16 protein-coding genes are annotated in these 18,972 nt (G+C 72.5%); 8 read left to right on the top strand and 8 right to left on the bottom strand.

Going from position 1 to position 18,972, the window contains the following annotated elements; translation table 11 throughout:
• Positions 1–43 precede the first annotated feature (43 nt).
• From dnaN to ACZ6W9_RS03875, 4 genes are all read right to left on the bottom strand, one after another.
• Positions 44–1,141 (bottom strand): DNA polymerase III subunit beta, encoded by a 1,098-nt coding sequence (dnaN, locus tag ACZ6W9_RS03890; protein WP_362932555.1) that lies wholly within the window; start codon positions 1,139–1,141, stop codon positions 44–46.
• Between the two features lie 243 nt (positions 1,142–1,384).
• Complete coding sequence (locus tag ACZ6W9_RS03885) at positions 1,385–3,667, bottom strand: rhamnogalacturonan lyase family protein (protein WP_389961468.1); 2,283 nt, start codon at positions 3,665–3,667, stop codon at positions 1,385–1,387.
• 216 nt (positions 3,668–3,883) lie between these two features.
• Entirely contained in the window at positions 3,884–4,540 is a 657-nt protein-coding gene (locus ACZ6W9_RS03880) for a response regulator transcription factor (RefSeq protein WP_389961846.1), read from the bottom strand.
• Between the two features lie 2 nt (positions 4,541–4,542).
• Positions 4,543–6,066, bottom strand: a complete 1,524-nt coding sequence (locus ACZ6W9_RS03875; RefSeq protein ID WP_470116681.1) for a sensor histidine kinase — start codon at positions 6,064–6,066, stop codon at positions 4,543–4,545.
• 132 nt (positions 6,067–6,198) lie between these two features.
• On the opposite strand from ACZ6W9_RS03875, the gene ACZ6W9_RS03870 reads away from it, so the two are divergent.
• Together ACZ6W9_RS03870 and ACZ6W9_RS03865 are read left to right on the top strand one after the other, a co-directional pair.
• Positions 6,199–7,098 (top strand): ABC transporter ATP-binding protein, encoded by a 900-nt coding sequence (locus ACZ6W9_RS03870; protein WP_389961472.1) that lies wholly within the window; start codon positions 6,199–6,201, stop codon positions 7,096–7,098.
• Positions 7,095–7,829 carry an ABC transporter permease gene (locus tag ACZ6W9_RS03865; protein WP_389961474.1) on the top strand — a complete coding sequence of 245 codons (735 nt, stop codon included), beginning with the start codon at positions 7,095–7,097 and terminating at the stop codon, positions 7,827–7,829. Before ACZ6W9_RS03870 ends, ACZ6W9_RS03865 begins: the two co-directional genes overlap by 4 nt.
• Positions 7,830–7,891: 62 nt before the next feature.
• Here ACZ6W9_RS03865 and ACZ6W9_RS03860 read toward each other — a convergent pair whose 3' ends face one another.
• A complete protein-coding gene (locus ACZ6W9_RS03860) occupies positions 7,892–8,833 on the bottom strand; it encodes an SMP-30/gluconolactonase/LRE family protein (protein WP_470116680.1) in 942 nt (313 codons plus the stop codon).
• Between the two features lie 101 nt (positions 8,834–8,934).
• On the opposite strand from ACZ6W9_RS03860, the gene ACZ6W9_RS03855 reads away from it, so the two are divergent.
• Complete coding sequence (locus ACZ6W9_RS03855) at positions 8,935–9,390, top strand: Lrp/AsnC family transcriptional regulator (protein ID WP_389961478.1); 456 nt, start codon at positions 8,935–8,937, stop codon at positions 9,388–9,390.
• A 267-nt stretch (positions 9,391–9,657) separates the two neighbouring features.
• On the opposite strand, the gene ACZ6W9_RS03850 is transcribed toward ACZ6W9_RS03855, so the two are convergent.
• The gene (locus ACZ6W9_RS03850; protein ID WP_389961480.1) at positions 9,658–10,644 is read right to left on the bottom strand and encodes an AraC family transcriptional regulator; all 987 of its coding nucleotides are present in this window, start codon (positions 10,642–10,644) and stop codon (positions 9,658–9,660) included.
• Positions 10,645–10,746: 102 nt separating this feature from the next.
• Here ACZ6W9_RS03850 and ACZ6W9_RS03845 point away from each other — a divergent pair, with 102 nt between their 5' ends.
• The 3 genes from ACZ6W9_RS03845 (at position 10,747) to ACZ6W9_RS03835 (ending at position 14,497) form a co-directional block, all read left to right on the top strand.
• Positions 10,747–11,253: an anthrone oxygenase family protein gene (locus tag ACZ6W9_RS03845; protein WP_470116679.1), complete on the top strand. Its 507-nt coding sequence runs from the start codon at positions 10,747–10,749 to the stop codon at positions 11,251–11,253.
• A 279-nt stretch (positions 11,254–11,532) separates the two neighbouring features.
• Positions 11,533–13,131, top strand: coding sequence for an ABC-F family ATP-binding cassette domain-containing protein (locus tag ACZ6W9_RS03840; RefSeq protein WP_389961484.1), 1,599 nt, complete (start codon positions 11,533–11,535; stop codon positions 13,129–13,131).
• Positions 13,132–13,612: 481 nt separating this feature from the next.
• Positions 13,613–14,497: a pentapeptide repeat-containing protein gene (locus ACZ6W9_RS03835; RefSeq protein ID WP_389961848.1), complete on the top strand. Its 885-nt coding sequence runs from the start codon at positions 13,613–13,615 to the stop codon at positions 14,495–14,497.
• 140 nt (positions 14,498–14,637) lie between these two features.
• On the opposite strand, the gene ACZ6W9_RS03830 is transcribed toward ACZ6W9_RS03835, so the two are convergent.
• Positions 14,638–15,342, bottom strand: a complete 705-nt coding sequence (locus ACZ6W9_RS03830) for an SDR family NAD(P)-dependent oxidoreductase (protein WP_389961486.1) — start codon at positions 15,340–15,342, stop codon at positions 14,638–14,640.
• 91 nt (positions 15,343–15,433) lie between these two features.
• On the opposite strand from ACZ6W9_RS03830, the gene ACZ6W9_RS03825 reads away from it, so the two are divergent.
• The gene (locus ACZ6W9_RS03825; RefSeq protein WP_389961488.1) at positions 15,434–15,817 is read left to right on the top strand and encodes a MerR family transcriptional regulator; all 384 of its coding nucleotides are present in this window, start codon (positions 15,434–15,436) and stop codon (positions 15,815–15,817) included.
• Between the two features lie 112 nt (positions 15,818–15,929).
• Here ACZ6W9_RS03825 and dnaB read toward each other — a convergent pair whose 3' ends face one another.
• A complete protein-coding gene (gene dnaB, locus ACZ6W9_RS03820) occupies positions 15,930–17,285 on the bottom strand; it encodes a replicative DNA helicase (RefSeq protein ID WP_362932526.1) in 1,356 nt (451 codons plus the stop codon).
• A gap of 326 nt (positions 17,286–17,611) precedes the next feature.
• Between dnaB and ACZ6W9_RS03815 the strand changes: the two genes are divergently transcribed.
• Positions 17,612–18,922 (top strand): MATE family efflux transporter, encoded by a 1,311-nt coding sequence (locus ACZ6W9_RS03815; protein WP_389961491.1) that lies wholly within the window; start codon positions 17,612–17,614, stop codon positions 18,920–18,922.
• Positions 18,923–18,972 lie beyond the last annotated feature (50 nt).

Raw genomic sequence — 18,972 nt, 5'->3', positions numbered from 1 at the left:
CGCATCCGTGTGTGGTCCGTCGCCGGGAAGTCCCCGGGCGGTGTCACACCGCGCGCAGGGACATCGTGAGGTAGCGGAAGGCGGGATCGGCGTCGCCCGGGACCTCGGTGATGAGCGCCGGGCGGCTGGAGGACTGCATGCTGATCCGGGCGAACTCGGTCTCGACCCCGTTCAGGCCGTCGAGCAGGAAATGCGACTGGAAGGCGATCTGGATGGGGTCACCGGACAGCTCGGCCTCCATGGACTCGGCGCCGCGACCGATCTCGCCGCCGCCCGCCTGGAGGAACACCCGGCCGTGGTCGAACGACAGGCGGATCGCGGTGTTGCGCTCGGCGACCAGCCCGACCCGCCTGATCGCCTCGACGAACGGGGCGACCCGCACGTCGGCCCGGATCGGCCAGTCCTCGGTCAGCCGGGACCGGTAGTCGATGAACTGCTCGTCCAGCAGGCGGACCGTGGTGCTGCGGTCGACGCTCTCGAACCCGGCGACGCCGTCGCCCAGCCCGATCGACACCTCGCCCCCGCGCAACGACTTCGCCACCTCGACGAGTGCCCGGGCGGGCACCACGGCGGCCGCGGCCACGTCGGGCCGCTCCGGTCGCCAGTCGAACTCACGGGCCGCGATGCGGTAGCGGTCGGTGGTCGCCATGGTCACGGTCTCGCCGGTGATGTCGATCCGGACGCCGGTCAGCATGGGGAGCGCCTCGTCACGGCTGGCGGCGGGGGCCACCTGGCCGACCGCGCTCGCGAAGACGCCGCCGCCGATCGCGCCGATCCTCGCCGGTGTCGGGGGCAGGGCCGGGAAGTCCTCCACCGGCATGGTGGGCAGGCCGAACTCGGTGTCACCGCAGGTCAGAATCGCCTCGGATCCGCTGGTGACGATCTCCACCGGCTGGGCGGGCAGACTGCGGGTGATCTCCGCGAGGACCCTGCCGGGGACGAGCGCCCGGCCGGGCTCGGCCACGTCGGCCTCGGCCGACACCCGGGCGGAGACCTCGTAGTCGAAGGCGGAGAGCACGAGGTCGTCCCCGGCCTCCAGGAGAAGGCCGGACAGCACCGGAACCGTCGGGCGGCTCGGCAGCGCCCTGGCCGACCAGGCCACGGCGTCGGCCAGGACATCACGGTTAACCCGGAACTTCACCTGATCACCCCTTCGTCCTGAACGGCATGGCGGAATCGCGGGCCGTATCCATCAGAAGGTAGCCGGTGTGACCGACAGAACTCCCGCGAAGCCCATGCGATCCGGTGCTTCCCGGAAGCCGGGCGGCTCCTGGGCGGAGCCGGATGTCTTCGGGGGAACGGATGCCCTTTGCGGGAACGGATGTCCGGTGAGAGCACCGGGCCGGGTGCTCTCACCGGACGCGTCCTCCGGTCCGGCGTCCGTCTACCGCACGTACACGTTGGGCCGCGGCGGGGTGGCCATGCCGTCCCCGATGAAGAAGCTCGGATGCGGCGGCTGGTTGTAGGCGGTGTTCTGCCAGGCGATCGCCACCCGGTACTGGGTGTCGTGCATGAGCGTGTGGATCCGCCGGTCGGTGACCGCGGTGGTGGTGTGGATCCGGAGCGCCCTGTTGTCGGTGGTCGGCCAGACGACCTCCTCCCGCCAGTCGCCGAACAGGTCGCCCGACAGCGACGGGGTGGACTTGGTGCCGTTGTTGGAGTGCACGCCGCTCGCGGTCAGCAGGCGGCTCTCGCCGCTCGTGCCGTACTTGTCGATGCGCGTGCCGTCCAGCAGTTCACGGACCGGGTCGGCGTCCCACCAGGCGAGGAAGTTCATCGAGGAGGGCTTGCGGCCGACGTTCCGGCCCCTGGTGTCGTAGACGCCGTCCACGGCCGCCGACCAGGACTCGGCGCCGGGGCTGCCCGCCCACACGTCGGCCGACACGCCGCGGCCGTTGTCGCAGCCGCAGGAGGCGTTGCTCCACAGGGCCCTGCCGGTGGCGGCGTCGGCGAACCACGCGGCGGGCTTGCTCGTGTCCTCGGAGATCTTGAAGACCTCCAGCCCGGCCCGGGAGGGGTCGAGGTCGCCGACGTGCAGCGCGTCGCCGTGCCCGTAGCCGTTGTTCCACAGCGCCCGGCCGTTGTCGTCGATCGCCATCGCGCCGAACACGATCTCGTCCCTGCCGTCGGAGTCGACGTCGGCGACCGAGAGGTTGTGGTTGCCCTGGCCGCGGTACTGGCTTCCGGCGCTGTCGCTGTCGAACTTCCACCGCTCGACCAGCGAGCCGTTGCGGAAGTCCCAGGCCGCGATGACGGCGCGGGTGTAGTAGCCGCGCGACATGATCAGAGACGGCCGCGAGCCGTCCAGGTAGGCGGTGGCGGCCAGGAAGCGGTCGACGCGGTTGCCGTAGGAGTCCCCCCACGACGAGACCGTGCCGCGCGGCGGGTCGTAGTTCACGGTGGACAGGGCCGCGCCGCTCCGCCCGTCGAACATGGTGAGGTACTCGGGGCCGGACAGGACGTAGCCGCTGGAGTTGCGGTGGTCGGCCGAGGCGTTGCCGATCGTCCGGCCGGCGCCGTCGACCGTGCCGTCGGCGGTCTTCATCGCGACCTCGGCGCGGCCGTCCCCGTCGTAGTCGTAGACCTGGAACTGCGTGTAGTGCGCGCCGGCGCGGATGTTGCGCCCGAGGTCGATCCGCCACATCCGGCTGCCGTCGAGGCGGTAGGCGTCGACGTAGACGTTTCCGGTGTAACCGGACTGGGAGTTGTCCTTGGAGTTGGTCGGGTCCCACTTGAGGACGAACTCGTAGCGGCCGTCGCCGTCGAGGTCTCCCACGCTGGCGTCGTTGGCCGCGTAGGTGTAGGCGACGCCGTCCTGGGTGGTGCCGCCGGAGGGCGGCTGGATCGGCACGTCGAGGTAGTCGCCGCCGGTGAAGCGGAGGGACGCTCCGGAGGCCGCCTGCTCGACGCCGTCGACGACCGGGCGCACGGTGTACGACGCGTCGGCCGCGGCGCCGGCGTCGAAGTGGTTCGTCGAGCCGGTGATGGGGGTGGTGTTGACCTTCGTCCCGCCCCGGTAGAGGTTGAAGGCCACGTTCGCCGGGTCGGTGCCGAGCAGCCGCCACGCGACGAAGTTGCCGGTGCCCGACCGGGCGCTGATCAGTCCACGGTCGAGGTCCTCCACCTGCCGCGCTCCCGCGGGCGGCGTCGTGGGGGTCGCCGTCGGGGTCACCGTGGGAGTGGCCGTCGGCGTCGCCGTGGGCGTCACGGTCGGCGTCGCGGTGGGGGTGGCCGTGGGACCGGTGGAGCCGGTGCAGGCGACGCCGTTGAGCGCGAACGCCGCCGGGACGGGATTGGCCGAACCGGTCAGGGAGCCGTTGAACCCGAACGTCGCGGCGGCGCCGGTGGCCAGCGCCGCGTTGTATCCGGCGTCCTTGGCCGTCACCTGGGAGCCGCTCTGGGTGACGGTCGCGTTCCACGCCTGCGTCACCTGCTGTCCGGCGGAGAAGCTCCAGGTCAGCGTCCAGCCGTTGACCGGGTCGCCGAGGTTGGTCACCTTCACGTCGCCCGTGAAGCCTCCGCCCCACTGGGAGGTGACGGCGTAGTCGACGCGGCAGCCCGCCGCGGCGTGCGCCGTGACCGGTTGCAGGCCGGCGGCGAGCGCGACCCCGGCCACCGAACAGGCGGCGAGCGCGTGACGGAGGGATGGTCCGTGCTGTCTGTGCATTCTTCACCCCTGCGGCTGATCGGATGGAAGCGCTTCGACGACCACGGTGTCGGAAAGCGTTTTCAAAGGCCGATCAAACCGCCATCGGTCGCCGGCGCGCCACCCCTCCGGCCGGGCCGGCGCCGTACGGCGGGCCGGCGCCGCCCCGCACCGCCCCGTGAGCTGCGGCGTTCCGCCGGACGGCCCGGCCCCGCGCCCGGGGACGGGCCGAAAGTTTCACAGGTCCCGGGCCGCGTCGAGATAGGCCAGGACGGCGAGGACCCTGCGGTTGTCGTCGTCCGACGGGGCGAGGCCGAGCTTGCCGAAGATGCTCGCCGTGTGCTTGCCGACCGCGCTCTCGCTGAGGTACAGGCGCTGGGAGATGGCGGCGTTGGAGCGCCCCTCGGCCATCAGGGAAAGCACCTCCCGCTCCCGCGGGGTCAGCGCGCCCAGCGGCTCGTGCCGGGCGTTGCTGGCCAGAAGCTTGGCGATCACCTCGGGGTCCATCGCGGTGCCCCCGCCGGCGACCCGGCGGACCGCGTCGACGAACTGCCCGGCGTTGAACACCCGGTCCTTGAGGAGGTAGCCGATCCCGCCGGAGCCATCGGCGAGCAGCTCGCGCGCGTACAACTGCTCGACGTGCTGGGACAGCACGAGCACCGGCAGGCCGGAGACCTCCCTGCGGGCGGCCAGCGCGGCCTGGAGGCCCTCGTCGGTGAACGTGGGCGGCAGCCGTACGTCCACCACGGCGACGTCGGGGCGCTCGGCGACCAGCGCCCGCAGCAGCTCGGGGCCGCTCTCGACGGCCGCGACGACCTCGAACCCGTGGGCCTGGAGCAGATGGACAAGGCCCTCCCTCAGCAGGTGGAGGTCCTCGGCGATGACGATTCGCAGGCTCACCCGTCCAACCCTAGGGCCGGGCCGGCCCGTTCGATCAGCCGCCGGTGGGAGTGCGCGGAGGTGATCACCATGGCCGCGCCGTACATGGTCAGGCCGAGGAGGATGTTGAAGACGATCATCGGCCACTGCCACGGCTCGGGCAGGTGGAGGGCCAGGAACCAGCTCTTCGCGTCGGATCCGAAGATCTTCATGCCCATCGCGACCAGGCCCTGCGGGAACAGGGGGAGCCAGCCCAGCCCCCAGCCCAGGACCAGCACGGCGAGCCGCCAGCCCTTCGGCGCCGGCCCGCCCTCGGGCGCGTCCCCGCTCCCCTCGATCGGAAGGTCGATGGTGGCCGTGGTCGGGCCGCCGGGCGGGCTGTTCAGCGCGAGCACCCCGTCGAAGGCCGCCAGCCGCCGCTCGATCCCGCGCAGGCCGCTGCCCCGGGCGGGGTCGGCGCCTCCCGAGCCGTCGTCGGTGACGGTCACCCGCAGCGACCCGTCCCGGACGCCGATGTCGATCCACACGCGGTCCGCGCCTCCGTGCCGGGCCGCGTTGGTGAGCAGTTCGCTGATCGAGAAGTAGATCGCCGACTCGACGGGCGCCGGGGACCGCCTGCTCAGGTTCGCGGTGACCGTGACCTTCAGCGGGCTGTCCAGCGCCATGGCGCGTACGGCGTCGCCGAGGCCGCGTTCGGCCAGGACCGGCGGGTGGATGCCCCTGACCAGGGCGCGCAGCTCGGTGAGCGCCACCGACGACGCCTCGCGCGTCTTGGCGAGCAGGGCCTTGGCCGCCTCGGGGTCCGAGTCCATCAGCTCCTCGACCGCGCCCAGCGTCATGCCCATGGCCACCAGCCGCGCCTGTGCGCCGTCGTGCAGGTCGCGCTCGATCCGCCGCAGCTCGGCCGCCTGGGAGTCGGCCGTCTCCGTCCTGAGCTGGTCGAGCCGCCGGACCCGCCCGGCCAGGACGGACCTGGCGGTGGGCGCGAGGCACAGGCGGGTCCACCAGCCGTAGAGGCGCAGCAGCCAGGGCACCGCGGCCACCCCGGCCACGGCGACGACGACTCCCGACGGCACCGTCAGGGGTGTCCAGCGCCCCAGCAGGTCCAGACCGCACCAGACCGCGGCGAGAGGCAGCGACAGCAGGCTTCCGCCGACGATCGGGTTCAGGGAGAGCCAGGCCAGGTCCCGCCAGGTGGCCGGGTCGGTGAACATCCACTTCCAGCGCTCGTGCCACGCGGGCCACCGCGGCGTCTTGTAGAGCTGGCGCTCGTAGCGGTACCAGCCGTCGGGCTGGGGCCGGGGAGGGGGCGGGGGCGGCAGGTAGGGCGGTTCCGTCACGACGCCCAGCCACGTGCCGGTCAGACGTCTGGCGAGCATGGCTCGGCGCCTGACCAGACCGACCATGGGCATGAAGAAGAAGACCAGGCCCAGAGAGGCGAGAACGGCGGTCACCAGGGCCGCCGCGAGCAGGAGGACGTCCGTCAGGGCCATGCCTCCCAGGGCCAGGGCCCGGCCGAACGTCACCGCGTGTCGTCTCATGTCTGACAGTGTGGACGATCGGCGCCGCCCGCCCAATGAAGCCGGCCGCACTCCGCGGGGTGTGGCTGGGTACACCCCACCGGGTGCCCAGCCGGATTCCGCCCGATCCGCCGGATTCCTAACGTCGTCGTCATGAAGGTCATCGAAGTCAGCGATCTCCGCAAGGGATACCGCGGCAGGAACGTGGTGGACGGCGTCTCGTTCACCGTCGAGGAGGGCGAGATCTTCGGCGTCCTCGGCCCCAACGGCGCGGGCAAGACCACCACCGTCGAGTGCGTGGCGGGCCTGCGCGCCCCCGACTCCGGCACCGTACGGGTGCTCGGCGGCCTGGACCGCGCCGAGGTCAGGAGGAACCTGGGCGTGCAGCTGCAGAGCTCCGCGCTCCCGGACAAGATCAAGGTGTGGGAGGCACTCGACCTGTACGCCTCCTTCTACCCGGCGCCCGCCGACACCGACGAGCTGCTGGAGCGGGTCGGGCTCACCGCCAGGCGGGACGCCCACTACGGCAAGCTCTCCGGCGGCCAGCAGCAGCGGCTGTCCATCGCCCTGGCGCTGGTCGGCCGGCCCCGCGTGGCGATCCTCGACGAGCTGACCACGGGTCTGGACCCGCAGGCCCGCCGCGACACCTGGGAGCTCATCGAGCAGGTCCGCGCCGACGGGGTGACGATCGTGCTGGTCACCCACTTCATGGAGGAGGCCGAACGGCTCTGCGACCGGCTCGCGCTGATCGACGCGGGCAAGGTGGTGGCCCTCGACAGCCCGGAGGGGCTGGTGTCGCGGATCGGCAGCCCGCAGCGCGTACGGTTCCGGCCCTCCCGCCCGTTCGACGACGCGGCGCTCCGCGCCCTTCCGGAGGTGACCGGGGTTCGGCACGAGGGAGGCCGGATCGAGGTCTCCGGCACCGGCGACCTCCTCCCAGCGGTCGTCTCCGCCCTGTCCGCCGCCGGTGTCACGCCCGCCGACCTGCGGGTCGATCAGGCCGGCCTCGACGACGCCTTCCTCGCACTGACCGGAAAGAAGATCTCCGCATGAACAAGATGATCATCACCGAGGCCAAGCTCTTCCTCCGCGATCCGGCCGGGCCGATCTTCGCCATCCTGCTCCCGCTGGCGCTCCTGCTGGGGCTGGGCAGCATCCCCGGCTTCGGCGAGCCGGACCCGGCGATGGGCGGCCAGCGGGTCATCGACACCCAGCTCCCCGGCATGATGGTGATCCTGTCGGTGGCCACGATGGCGCTGTCGGTGCTGCCGGGCACGCTGGTCGCCTACCGGGAGAGGGGCGTGCTGCGCCGCATGTCCACCACCCCGGTCAGCCCGGTCCGGCTGCTGGTCGCCCAGGTGGTGAACAACCTCGCGGTGGCGGTCGTCGCCACCGCCCTGCTGATCACGCTGGGTCACCTGTTCCTCGGCGTGGCCGTGCCCGGGAACCTCCCGGCGTTCGCGGTCGTGTTCGTGCTCGGCACCGCCTCGGTGTTCGGCCTCGGCCTGCTGATCGCCGCGGTCGCGCCCAACGCGAAGGTCGCGCCCGGGATCGGCTCGCTGCTGATGTTCCCGCTCCTGTTCATGGCGGGCATGTGGATCCCCCGCGAGCTGATGCCGGACCTGCTCCGGCGGATCGGCGACTTCCTGCCGATGGCTCCGTTCGGCCAGGCGATCCGCGACACCTGGGCGGGTCACGCGCCGCAGCCGCTGCACCTGGCGGTGATGGCGGTGACCGTACTGGTCACGGGCGCGGTGGCGGCACGGCTGTTCCGGTGGGAGTGACGCGGGCGGGCACCGGCGTCGCCACCCCGGTCACGCCGCCCTCCCGGATCGTGCCGCCCCGGTCACGGCACCGGGACGGCGCCGGCCTGGTCGCGGCGACCCGGGGCCGCGGGCCGGGTGGCGCCGTTGACGGTCAGCATGATCGAGTAGAGCGAGGTGGTGGCGGTGACGAACAGCAGGTTGCGCTTGGCGCCGCCGAAGCACAGGTTGGACACCGCCTCGGGGAAGCGGATCTTCCCGATCAGCGTGCCGTCCGGGTCGAAGCAGTGCACACCGTCCCCGGCCGCGGCCCAGATCCGCCCGCCGGTGTCCACGCGGAGGCCGTCGAAGACCCCGGAGGAGCAGGTGGCGAGCACCGCGCCGCCCGTGAGCGCGCCGTCCTCGCCCACCTCGAACGCCCGCAGGTGACCGGCCCTGGTGTCGACGACGTAGAGCACCGACTCGTCGGGGGAGAACGCCAGGCCGTTGGGGCGGACGAAGTCGCCGGCCACGATCGCGGCCTCCCCTGTGACCGGGTCCACCCGGTAGACGTGGCAGGCGCCGATCTCGCTCTCCGCCCGGTGCCCCTCGTAGTCGCTGTCGATGCCGTAGGACGGATCGGTGAACCAGACCGAGCCGTCCGACCGCACCACCACGTCGTTGGGGCTGTTCAGCCTCCGCCCCCGCCACCGGTCGGCGATGACCGTGACGGAGCCGTCGTGCTCGGTCCTGGTGACCCGGCGGTTCCCCTGCTCGCAGGAGACCAGCCGGCCCTCGCGGTCGACGGTGTGGCCGTTGGCGTGACCGGCGGGCTGCCGGAACGTGCCGACCGCGCCGGTCGTCTCGTCCCAGCGGAGCATCCGGTCGTTGGGGATGTCGCTCCAGAGCAGGTACCGGCCCGCGGGGAAGTAGACCGGGCCCTCGGCCCAGCGGCAGCCCGTGGCGAGCCGCTCGATGCGGTCGTCGCCCCGGCACGCCCGGAACCGGTCGTCCAGGACCTCGAACCGCGCCTCGATCACTTCCATGTCACACCCTCCGAATGGCATCCTGTGCGAACCTAATCTCACAGGACACCATTCGGTCAAGTTACGAAATACAGACTTTGGTTCGGCGCTACGATGTCATCGTGGACGACATCGACCGCGAACTCCTCGCCCTGCTCCAGGCCGACGCCACCCGGTCCTACGCGGCGCTCGGCGAGGCCGTCGGGCTGTCCAGCGGCGCCACCCACGAGCGCGTGCGCAAGCTCCGCCGGCGCGGAGTGATCAGACGGACCTCGGTGGAGGTCGACCCGGCGGCGGTGGGCAAGGGCGTGGCCGCGTTCGTGATGATCGACGCCAACGCGTGGGTGGGCGGCACGGAGACGGCGGAGGCGCTGGCCGCGCTCCCCTGGATCGAGGAGGCCCACGTCGTCGCCGGATCCGCCTCGCTGCTCGTGAAGGTGCGCACCTCCAGCACCGAGGACCTGCAGGCCGTGCTGAGACACCTGCACGAGGTGCCCGGCGTCACCGGCACCCGGACCGTGGTGGTGCTGGAGACCTTCTTCGAGCGCCCCCTCGACCCCCGCGGCGACCGGCCCTGACGCTCCTGGGGCACCTCGGATCCGCGGTCGTGGGACTCGCGGGCGGCGCACACCTGCGCGATGTGACTCTCGGCCCACGACTTGACGGCCCCGGCCCTCCAACGGCCACGATCCCCTGACGGCCCCGATCCCCTGAGCGGCCCGGCCCTCCCCGGAGACCTCCGGCGGCTCTCCGTTCACGCCCTCACGGACGGCCGTCCCGCCCGCACGCGTCCGGTCGTCACACGCCCGGCCGTCGGATCGTCACGCACCCGGCCGCCCGGTTCGTCACGCACCCGGCCGCCCGGCCGCGGTCGCGGCTCCGGTCTCTCCGGTCCCGGGGGCTCCCGCCTCGCGGTACCGCTGCGGGCTGACGCCGAGCACGCGCTTGAAGGCGGCACTGAGAGCGAACGGACCGCCGTAACCGACCTGCCGGGCCACCGCGCCGACGGTGGCGTCGGTCTCGCGCAGCAGGTCGGCGGCCAGGGCCAGCCGCCAGCCGGTGAGGAACGTCATGGGCGGCTCGCCGACCAGCTCGGTGAAGCGGCGTGCCAGCGACGCCCGGGACACTCCGGTCCCGGCGGCCAGCCCGGCCACGGTCCAGGGGTGGGCCGGGTCGTTGTGGATCATCCGCAGCGCGCGGCCGACCACCGGGTCGGCGTGCGCCCGGTACCAGGCCGGGGCCTCCGCCTCGGGCCGGGAGAACCACGTCCGCAGCACGGTGATGAGGAGCAGGTCGAGCAGCCGGTCGAGGACGGCCTCCTGGCCCGGGTCGTCTTTGGCGATCTCCCGGTCGAGCAGCGCGGTCAGGGGATGGTCGCGGGCCTCCCCCGGGAGGACCAGCATCGGCGGCAGCGCCGCGAGCAGACGCCCGCTGACCTCCCCTCGCAGCTGGTAGGTGCCGGTGAGCAGCACCGTCGATCCGCCGGGGCCGTTGCCCCAGGTGCGCACGCCGAGGCCCATCTCCTCCTCCAGCGGCTCGCCGCCCAGGGTGGTGCAGCGCTGGCCCGGATGGATCACCACCTGCCAGGGGGTGGCCGGGTCGTCGGCGACCGTGTAGGGCTCGGGCCCGCGCGCTATCGCGACGTCCCCCGCGTCCAGCCGTACGGCCTCACCATCGTCGGGGATCATCCACGCCCGGCCCCGCGTCACGGTGACCAGGGTGAGCGGCGCCTCATCCTGGATCCGCAGGGACCACGGGGGATCCAGGATCGAGCGCAGCAGGAAGGCCCGGTGGGCCCGCGGCCCGTCCAGCAGCCCGGCGAGTGCGTCCATGCCTCCACGCTAGACGAGTGAATATGGAACTGCGCTTCCCGAGCATGGAGAGTCTCACCCGGAACGGCTTCACTGGAGGCAGTCGGTCTTACGGAGAAAGTGATGTTCGAGTTGTTCAGAAGCGCCGCCCTGGTCGCGTCCACCCTCGCCATGGGCCTCACGGCCGGCCTGTTCGCCGCCTTCGCCTACGCGGTCATGCCCGGCCTGGGCCGCGGCGGCGACCGTACCTTCGTCGAGGCCATGCGTCAGATCAACGTGGCCATCCTCAACGGCTGGTTCGCCCTCGCCTTCGGCGGCGCGCTGGTGCTGACCCTGCTGGCGGCGGCGCTGCACCTGCGCGGGGACGGCCGGGGCGTGCTGCCCTGGATCGTGGCCGCCCTCCTGCTGTACGGCCTCGTCCTGGCCGTCACCTTCGCGGTCAGCGTGCCGCTCAACGACCGGCTCGCCGCGGCCGGAACCGGTGACCTCGCGGCGGCGCGCGAGCAGTTCGAGGCGGCGTGGGTGCGCTGGAACGTCGTCCGTGCGGCGGCGTCGACGGCGGCCTTCGGCTGCCTCGCCTGGGCCCTGGTGGTCCACGGGGCGTCGGCCGCCCCGGGCGTAGGGGCGTAGGGGCGGAGCGCACGGGGGCCGCCCGGATCGGGTCACGCGGGGCATCGCGCAGACCGTCCGGGCGAAGCGGGAAGGGGCCGCACGGCGGGATGCCGGAGGCCCGGCGGGCGCGCCGCCTCGGGGAACGGCGCCGGGAGAACGCCCGGCGACGGAAAACCCTTCGACGCCGCGGCCGGCCCCTTCCTAAGATGACCGGCATGGCTTCGCCCCGGATCTCCTAGCTCGGACACAGGTTCCGCGTCCTTCCTGTGTCCTTGAGCGAATCCGGAGCGTATCTCCATGCTTACCGTAAGCGATGTCCATGTCCGCGTCGGCGCCCGCACCCTGCTCTCCGGCGCCTCCTTCCGCGTCTCCCCCGGCGACAGGATCGGCCTGGTCGGCCGGAACGGTGCCGGCAAGACCACGCTGACGAGGATCCTCGCCGGTGAGGAACAGCCCGCCACCGGCGCCGTGACCGTCGTCGGTTCCGTCGGGCACCTCCCCCAGGACCCCCGGACGGGTGACCTGGGCGTCACCGCGCGGGACCGCATCCTGTCCGCCCGCGGCCTCGACGAGGTCGTCCGCTCGCTGCGCGCCGCCGAGCTCGCGATGGCCTCTGACGACCGGACGGCCCGGGAGAGGGCGATGCGGGCCTACGTCCGTGCCGAGGAGGAGTTCCTCGCCCGCGGCGGGTACGCCGCGGAGGCCGAGGCCGCCCAGGCGGCGTCCGGCCTCGGACTGCCCGGCCGGGTGCTCGCCCAGCCGCTGGGCACCCTGTCCGGCGGGCAGCGCAGAAGGGTCGAGCTGGCCCGCGTCCTGTTCGCCGGCCACGACACGCTGCTCCTCGACGAACCCACCAACCACCTCGACGCCGACTCGATCGGGTGGCTGCGCGACTTCCTCGCCTCCTACCGGGGCGGGCTGATCATGATCAGCCATGACACCGGACTGCTGGAGGCGACCGTCAACCGGGTCTTCCACCTGGACGCCGACCGCGCCGTCATCGACGTCCACAACGTCGGCTGGCGCGCGTACCTCACCCAGCGCGAGACCGACGAGCGGCGGCGCAGGCGCGAACGGGTGAACGCCGAACGCAAGGCCGGCTCCCTCCTCGCCCAGGCGGACAGGATGCGCGCCAGCGTCGGTACGGCGAGCGCGGCGAAGAACATGGCCCGCCGGGCCCACCGCATGCTCTCCGACCTCGAACCCGAACGGCGCGCCGCCAAGGTCGCCCGGATCCGGCTGCCCGAACCGGCCTCCTGCGGCAGGACCCCCCTCACCGCGACCGGCCTGTCCAAGTCCTACGGCTCGCTGGAGGTCTTCACCGGCGTCGACCTGGCCGTGGACCGCGGCAGCCGGGTGGTCGTCCTGGGCCTGAACGGCGCGGGCAAGACGACCCTGCTGCGGATCCTGGCGGGACGCGAGCGGCCCGACATCGGCGCGGTCGTCCACGGGCACGGGCTCCGCCTGGGCTACTACGCCCAGGAGCACGAAACGCTGGACCTCACGCGTTCGGTCCGGGAGAACCTGGCGGGCACCGCGCCGCACCTCACCGACGGCGAGGCCCGGCGGATCCTCGGTTCGTTCCTGTTCTCCGGCGACGACGCCGGCAAGCCGGCGGGAGTGCTGTCCGGCGGGGAGAGGACCCGGCTCGCCCTGGCCACTCTGGTCTGCTCCAGCGCCAACGTGCTGCTGCTCGACGAACCCACCAACAACCTCGACCCGGCCTCACGGCAGGAGATCCTCGGCGCGATCCGCGGCTACCGCGGGGCCATCGTGCTCGTCACCCATGACGAGGGAGCGGTCGAGGCGCTCGAACCCGACCGGGTCCTGCTGCTGCCCGACGGCGTCGAGGACCTCTGGTCGCCCGGCTACGCCGGCCTGGTGCCGCTCGACTGACGGGAGCCGCCGGGTCGGCTGTTCGGGCGGACTCGGTGCCTGTAGCCGCCGGTGAGTGAGCGCTCTGACCCGCCGTCCCGCCGCCCGGTCCCGTCCCGCCTCCCGGCGCACACACCGGGAGGCGGGACGGAGCCCTGGGGCGGGGAGGCCGGATGAACGGCCGCGCGGTCTCCGGGGGTACCCTTCAGCCGGTGAGCCCGGTGGAACCGGCCGCCCTTTTCGCGGGTCCGCCGTCCGCGAGGACACCGTCCGCCCCGGACGGGATGCCGGGCCCGACCCGAGCACGCCGCGGTGGGCCGTCCGGCCCGGCAGGAGATCACCCACGTTGTCCGAGCAGCGCGAACACGCCGAGCCCCGACCCGACGTCCAGGCCGCCCCGGGCATCCCGGGCATCCCGGGTACTCCGGGGGCTCCGGCTGCTTCTGACGCTCCCGGCGGCCCGGGCGCTCCGGCGCCTGTGGGCCGGCCCGGCCGCCGGGACCTGCGCGCCGACTGCGAGCGGTGCTTCGCGCTGTGCTGCGTCGCCCCGGCCTTCGCCGCCTCCTCCGACTTCGCCATCGACAAACCCGCCGGGAAGGCCTGCCCCAACCTCCGGGACGACTTCCGCTGCGGCATCCACCGCGACCTCAGGAAGCGGGGGTTCACCGGCTGCACCGTCTTCGACTGCTTCGGAGCCGGCCAGAAGATCTCCCAGGTCACCTTCGGCGGACGCGACTGGCGGCGGTTCCCGGAGACGGCCGGCCGGATGTTCGAGGTGTTCCCGGTCATGCGGCAGCTCCACGAGCTGCTGTGGTACCTCACGGAGGCGCTCGCCCTGCGCCCTGCCCGCCCGATCCACGCCGAGCTCGGCCGCGCGCTCGACGAGACCGAGCGCCTCACCCACACCGATCCGGAGGCGCTGCTGGAGCTGGACCTGGAGGCCCACCGGCGGGACGTCAACGCCCTGCTGCTGCGCGCGAGCGAACTGGCCCGTGCGGACGCCCCGGCGCGGGACGGCGGAGCCGGAAAGAGCCGGAGCAAGGGCCGGGGCAAGAGCCAGGGCAGGGGCGCGGGCAAGGGCCCGGGGAAGGACCTCCGCGGGGCGGACCTCATCGGCGCCAGACTCAGGGGGGCGGACCTGCGCGGGGCCAGTCTCAGGGGCGCCTACCTCATCGGCGCGGACCTGCGCGGCGGCGACCTGCGCGGGGCCGACCTCATCGGCGCGGACCTGCGCGGCGCCGACCTGCGCGGCGCGGACCTCACCGGGAGCATCTTCCTCATCCAGTCGCAGCTCGACGCGGCCCGGGGCGACGCCACCACGAAGCTGCCGCCGGCGCTCACCCATCCGGCGCACTGGTCACCCGCCGCCGAGGCCGCGGCCCGCTGACGCACGGACACCGCTGTGCGCGCCCGCTGTACGGCCCGCATCCCGGCGAAAGCAGGATCTCGCCCCGGCCGCGCATGACCCGCCGGACCCGTTCCCGGCCCGTGATCGGGCCCCGATACCGCGATGCCCGCCGGCATCGATCACCGGGAGAGCGGAGCGGGGCCGTCCGCGATGGCTTCGTCCCCGATGACGCCGGGATCGCTGTGGAGGACCTCCCGTTGCCATCGGTGTCGCGGCTGGGTGTGCAGCCTCCAGTAGTGCTCGGCGATGTCGTCGGGGTCGAAGGCCGTACCCGGGGCCACGGGACCGTCCACGGTGACGCCGGCGACGTGGACGCCGGAGCGTCCGTATTCCTGGTCGAGCAGGACCACCAGGGTTCGCACCCCCGCCTTGCCCAGTGAGAGGCTGACATACTGCGGCTTCGGCTCGGGCATTCCGCCGGTGATGATGAACGAACCGCTTCCGCGCCGGGCCATCGCCGGTGCGACGTGGGCGGCGGCGGTGATTGCTCCGACCACGTTGACCGCCCAGGCGTCCAGGTGGTCGCGGCCGCTCAGATCCCCGGCCCGGTCCGGCTGGATGATCGCCGCGTTGTAGACCACCACGTCAGGGATGCCGAACTCCTCGGCCGCCGTGTCGAGAGCGGCGCGCAACGCCGTCTCGTCGGTGCTGTCGGCGGTCAGCGAGACGGTCGGCACGCCGAAGGAGGAAACCGCCTCGGTCACATGGGTGAGCGTTCCGGTGGTCCGCGCGATGAGGGCGATCGGCAGTCCCTCCCGCGCGAACCGGCATGCGACCGAACGGCCGATCCCCGGACCCGCTCCGATGATCACTGCTCCCGGCATCGTTGGCTCCTCCGCTTTCCCTGGATGATTGCCGACGACCGGAACGTTAAGGTGTCACATCGATGTGAAGGTCAACCCCCGGGGGAGTCACATGCGGATCGGCACCCTGGCGGACAGGACGGGGGCCAGCCGGAGGCTGCTGCGCTACTACGAGGAGCAAGGGCTGCTCCGGCCGCTACGCCTCGCGAACGGATACCGTGAGTACTCCGAATCGGACGTCGCCACGGTGCGCCGTATACGCGTCCTTCTGTCCGCCGGCCTGCCCACCGCGGTCATCGCCCGCCTGCTGCACTGCGTTCACGACGAAGGCGAACGGCTCATACCGTCCGCCTGCCCCGGGGTGGTCACCAGCCTGCGGCAGGAGCGTCGCCGCATCTCGGATGCGATCACCCGGCTCCGGTCGTCCCAGCAAGCGCTCGACGCCCTTCTCGCCGCCGTCCCACGGCAGTCCGGCGACACGTCCGGCCGGCGTTGAGCAGGACCGTCGGGCCTGACCTCGGGAGCCCGGCACCGCCGCACGGGTGCCGCCGAGGCGCGACCGGCGTCGTGGTCGCCGTGGCGGCCAGGCCCCTACGGCATCGTGTGGATCAGTGCGGGGCCATGTCGACGAAGCGGCTGTAGTGGCCCTGGAACGCCACGGTGACCGTCGCGGTGGGGCCGTTACGGTGCTTGGCCACGATCAGGTCGGCCTCGCCCGCCCGGGGCGACTCACGCTCGTAGGCGTCCTCCCGGTGCAGCAGGATGACCATGTCCGCATCTTGCTCGATACTTCCGGATTCGCGCAGGTCGCTCACCATCGGCCGCTTGTCGGTTCTCTGCTCCGGGCCTCGGTTGAGCTGCGAGATGGCGATGACCGGCACCTCCAGCTCCTTGGCCAGGAGCTTGATCGCCCGGGAGATCTCCGAGACCTCGTTCTGGCGGCTCTCGGTCTTCTTCGGCGAGGACATCAGCTGGAGGTAGTCGATGATGACGAACCGCAGGTCGTTGCGCTGCTTGAGGCGGCGGCACTTGGCCCGGATCTCCATCATCGACATGTTGGGCGAGTCGTCGATGAACAGCGGCGCCTCGGCCACCTCACCCATCCGCCGGGCCAGCTTGGCCCAGTCGTCGTCGGTCATCGTGCCGGACCGCATGTTGTGCAGCGCCACCCGGGCCTCGGCGGACAGCAGACGCATCGTAATCTCATTTCTGGACATTTCCAGAGAAAAGACGACAGTCGTCATACCGTGCTTGATAGCGGCAGATCTGGCGAAATCCAGCCCCAAAGTGGACTTGCCGATCGCGGGCCGGGCGGCGACCACGATCATCTGGCCGGGGTGCAGGCCGTTGGTGAGGGCGTCGAGGTCCTGGAAGCCCGTGGGCACGCCGACCATCTGGCCGTTCCGGCCGCCGATGGCCTCCAGCTCGTCGAGGGCGCCCGGCATGATCTCGGCCAGCGGGACGTAGTCCTCGGAGGTGCGCCGCTCGGTGACCTTGTAGATCTCGGCCTGGGCGCGGTCGACGATCTCGTCGACCTCTTCGTCCTGCCCGCCGTAGCCGAAGGAGACGATGCGGGTGCCGGCCTCGATCAGCCGCCGGAGGATGGCCTGCTCGCGGACGATCCGGGCGTAGTAGCCGGCGTTCGCGGCGGTGGGCACGACGGCGGTGAGGGTGTGGAGGTAGGCGCCGCCACCGACGCGGGCCACCTCGCCGCGTTTCTGCAGCTCACCGAATACGGTGACCGCGTCGGCGGGGTCGCCCCGGCCGTAGAGCTCGGTGATGATGTCGTAGATGATCTGGTGGGCGGGGCGGTAGAAGTCGTCGGCCCGCACGACCTCGACCACGTCGGCGATGGCGTCCTTGGACAGCAGCATGCCGCCCAGGACGGACTGCTCGGCCTCGATGTTGTTCGGAGGGGTGCGTTCGAATCCGGACTCGAAGACCGGCGGCTCCGCGATGCTCACCGGGCACCCCCTCTTTCGAACAAATTTACGGCACCTCTATTGTTACCCGGCCGGTCTGACAGTCTCGCCGCTTCCCACGCCGCATCGCAACGCGGCCTGTCGACAGAGGTGTGGATAAGGTGTGCACTTCGTCCCCAGACATGTGGGCAGCCTGGGGACAGCGCTGTGGATAACTCTCCCTCGAAATCCACAACACCGCTTCTACCAGGGAAAACTTCATCCACCGCCTGTGGAGGAAAGAAAGTCGGCGCGACACGCCGTGACGCTCCTCACCTGGGGCCCGGCGGACCGGGAAACCATCGATGGGTAAGAGGCACAATGATTGGGTGCCTCTTACCCGCCCCGCGAGCCGCGAGCACGACCGGCAGATCCTCCGGTTGGCCGTACCGGCGTTCGGCGCCCTCGTCGCCGAGCCGCTGTTCCTGCTGACCGACACGGTCGTCGTCGGCCGCCTGCCCGGTCCGGCGCTCGGCGCGCTGGGGGTGGCGAGCACGGTGCTGAGCGCCGTCGTGGGCCTGTGCGTGTTCCTCGCGTACGGCACGACGGCGTCGGTGGCCCGGCAGATCGGGGCGGGCGACACCCGGCGGGCGCTCCGGCAGGGGGTGGACGGCCTGTGGCTGGCCGCCGGGACCGGGCTGGTGATCATCGCGGTGGTGTGGCCGCTCGCCCCCTGGCTCGTCCACCTGCTCGGCGCCGAGGGCGAGCTGGCCCGGCTGGCCCTGACCTACCTGCGGATCAGCCTGCTGGGGGTCCCGTCCATGCTGCTCGTGCTGGCCGGGACCGGCGTGCTGCGCGGCATGCAGGACACCGTCACCCCGCTGCTGGTGTCGGTGGGGTCCTTCGCGCTCAACGCGGTGCTCAACGCCGTCTTCGTCCTGGTCCTGGGCTGGGGGATCGCCGGATCGGCCTGGGGCACGGTGCTGGCGCAGTCGCTCGCCGCCGCGGTGTACCTCGCCCTGCTGTTCGTACGGCACCGGGCGCCGTTCCGTCCCGACCTGGCGGGCATCAGGTCGGCGGGCTCCGCCGGGGTCGCCCTGGTCGTCCGTACGGTGTGCCTGCAGGCGGTGCTGATCGTGGCCACCGCGCTGGCCACCCGGATGGGAGAGGCGCAGATCGACGCCCACACGATCGCCTCCAGGATCTGGACGCTGCTGGCGTTCGCCCTGGACGCGATCGCCATCGCCGGACAGGCCATCACCGGCCGCACGCTGGGCGCCGGGGACGTCGCCGGGACCCGGGCGGCCACCTGGCGGATGGTGGTGTGGGGGGTGGGTTCCGGGGTGGTCCTCCTCCTCGTCGTGGCCGCGCTGCGGCCGTTCACGCCCGCGCTGTTCGACGCGTCGCCGGAGGCGGCCCGGGAGCTGCTCGCCGTCCTGTGGGTGGTGGCGGCCCTGCAGCCGATCGCCGGGGTGGTGTTCGTGCTCGACGGGGTGCTGATCGGCGCCGGCGACCAGCGCTACCTCGCCTGGGCGGGGGTGCTGACGACGCTCGCCTACCTCCCCGCCGCCGTGCTGGTGGCGGAGTCCGGCGGCGGCCTGGTGGCGCTGTGGCTGGCGCTGGGGGTGTGGATGGCGGCCCGGCTCGTCACCCTGGGGACGCGGGCATACGGCTCCCGCTGGCTGGTGACCGGCGCGTGACCCACCGGGCCCGACAGGCCCGGCGGCCCCGGAGGACCGGCGATCGCCGG

Source organism: Streptosporangium sp. NPDC053982 (assembly GCF_055585205.1).
Note: the sequence above shows the minus strand (reverse complement) of the source record. Positions and strands in the feature narration are given on the sequence as shown.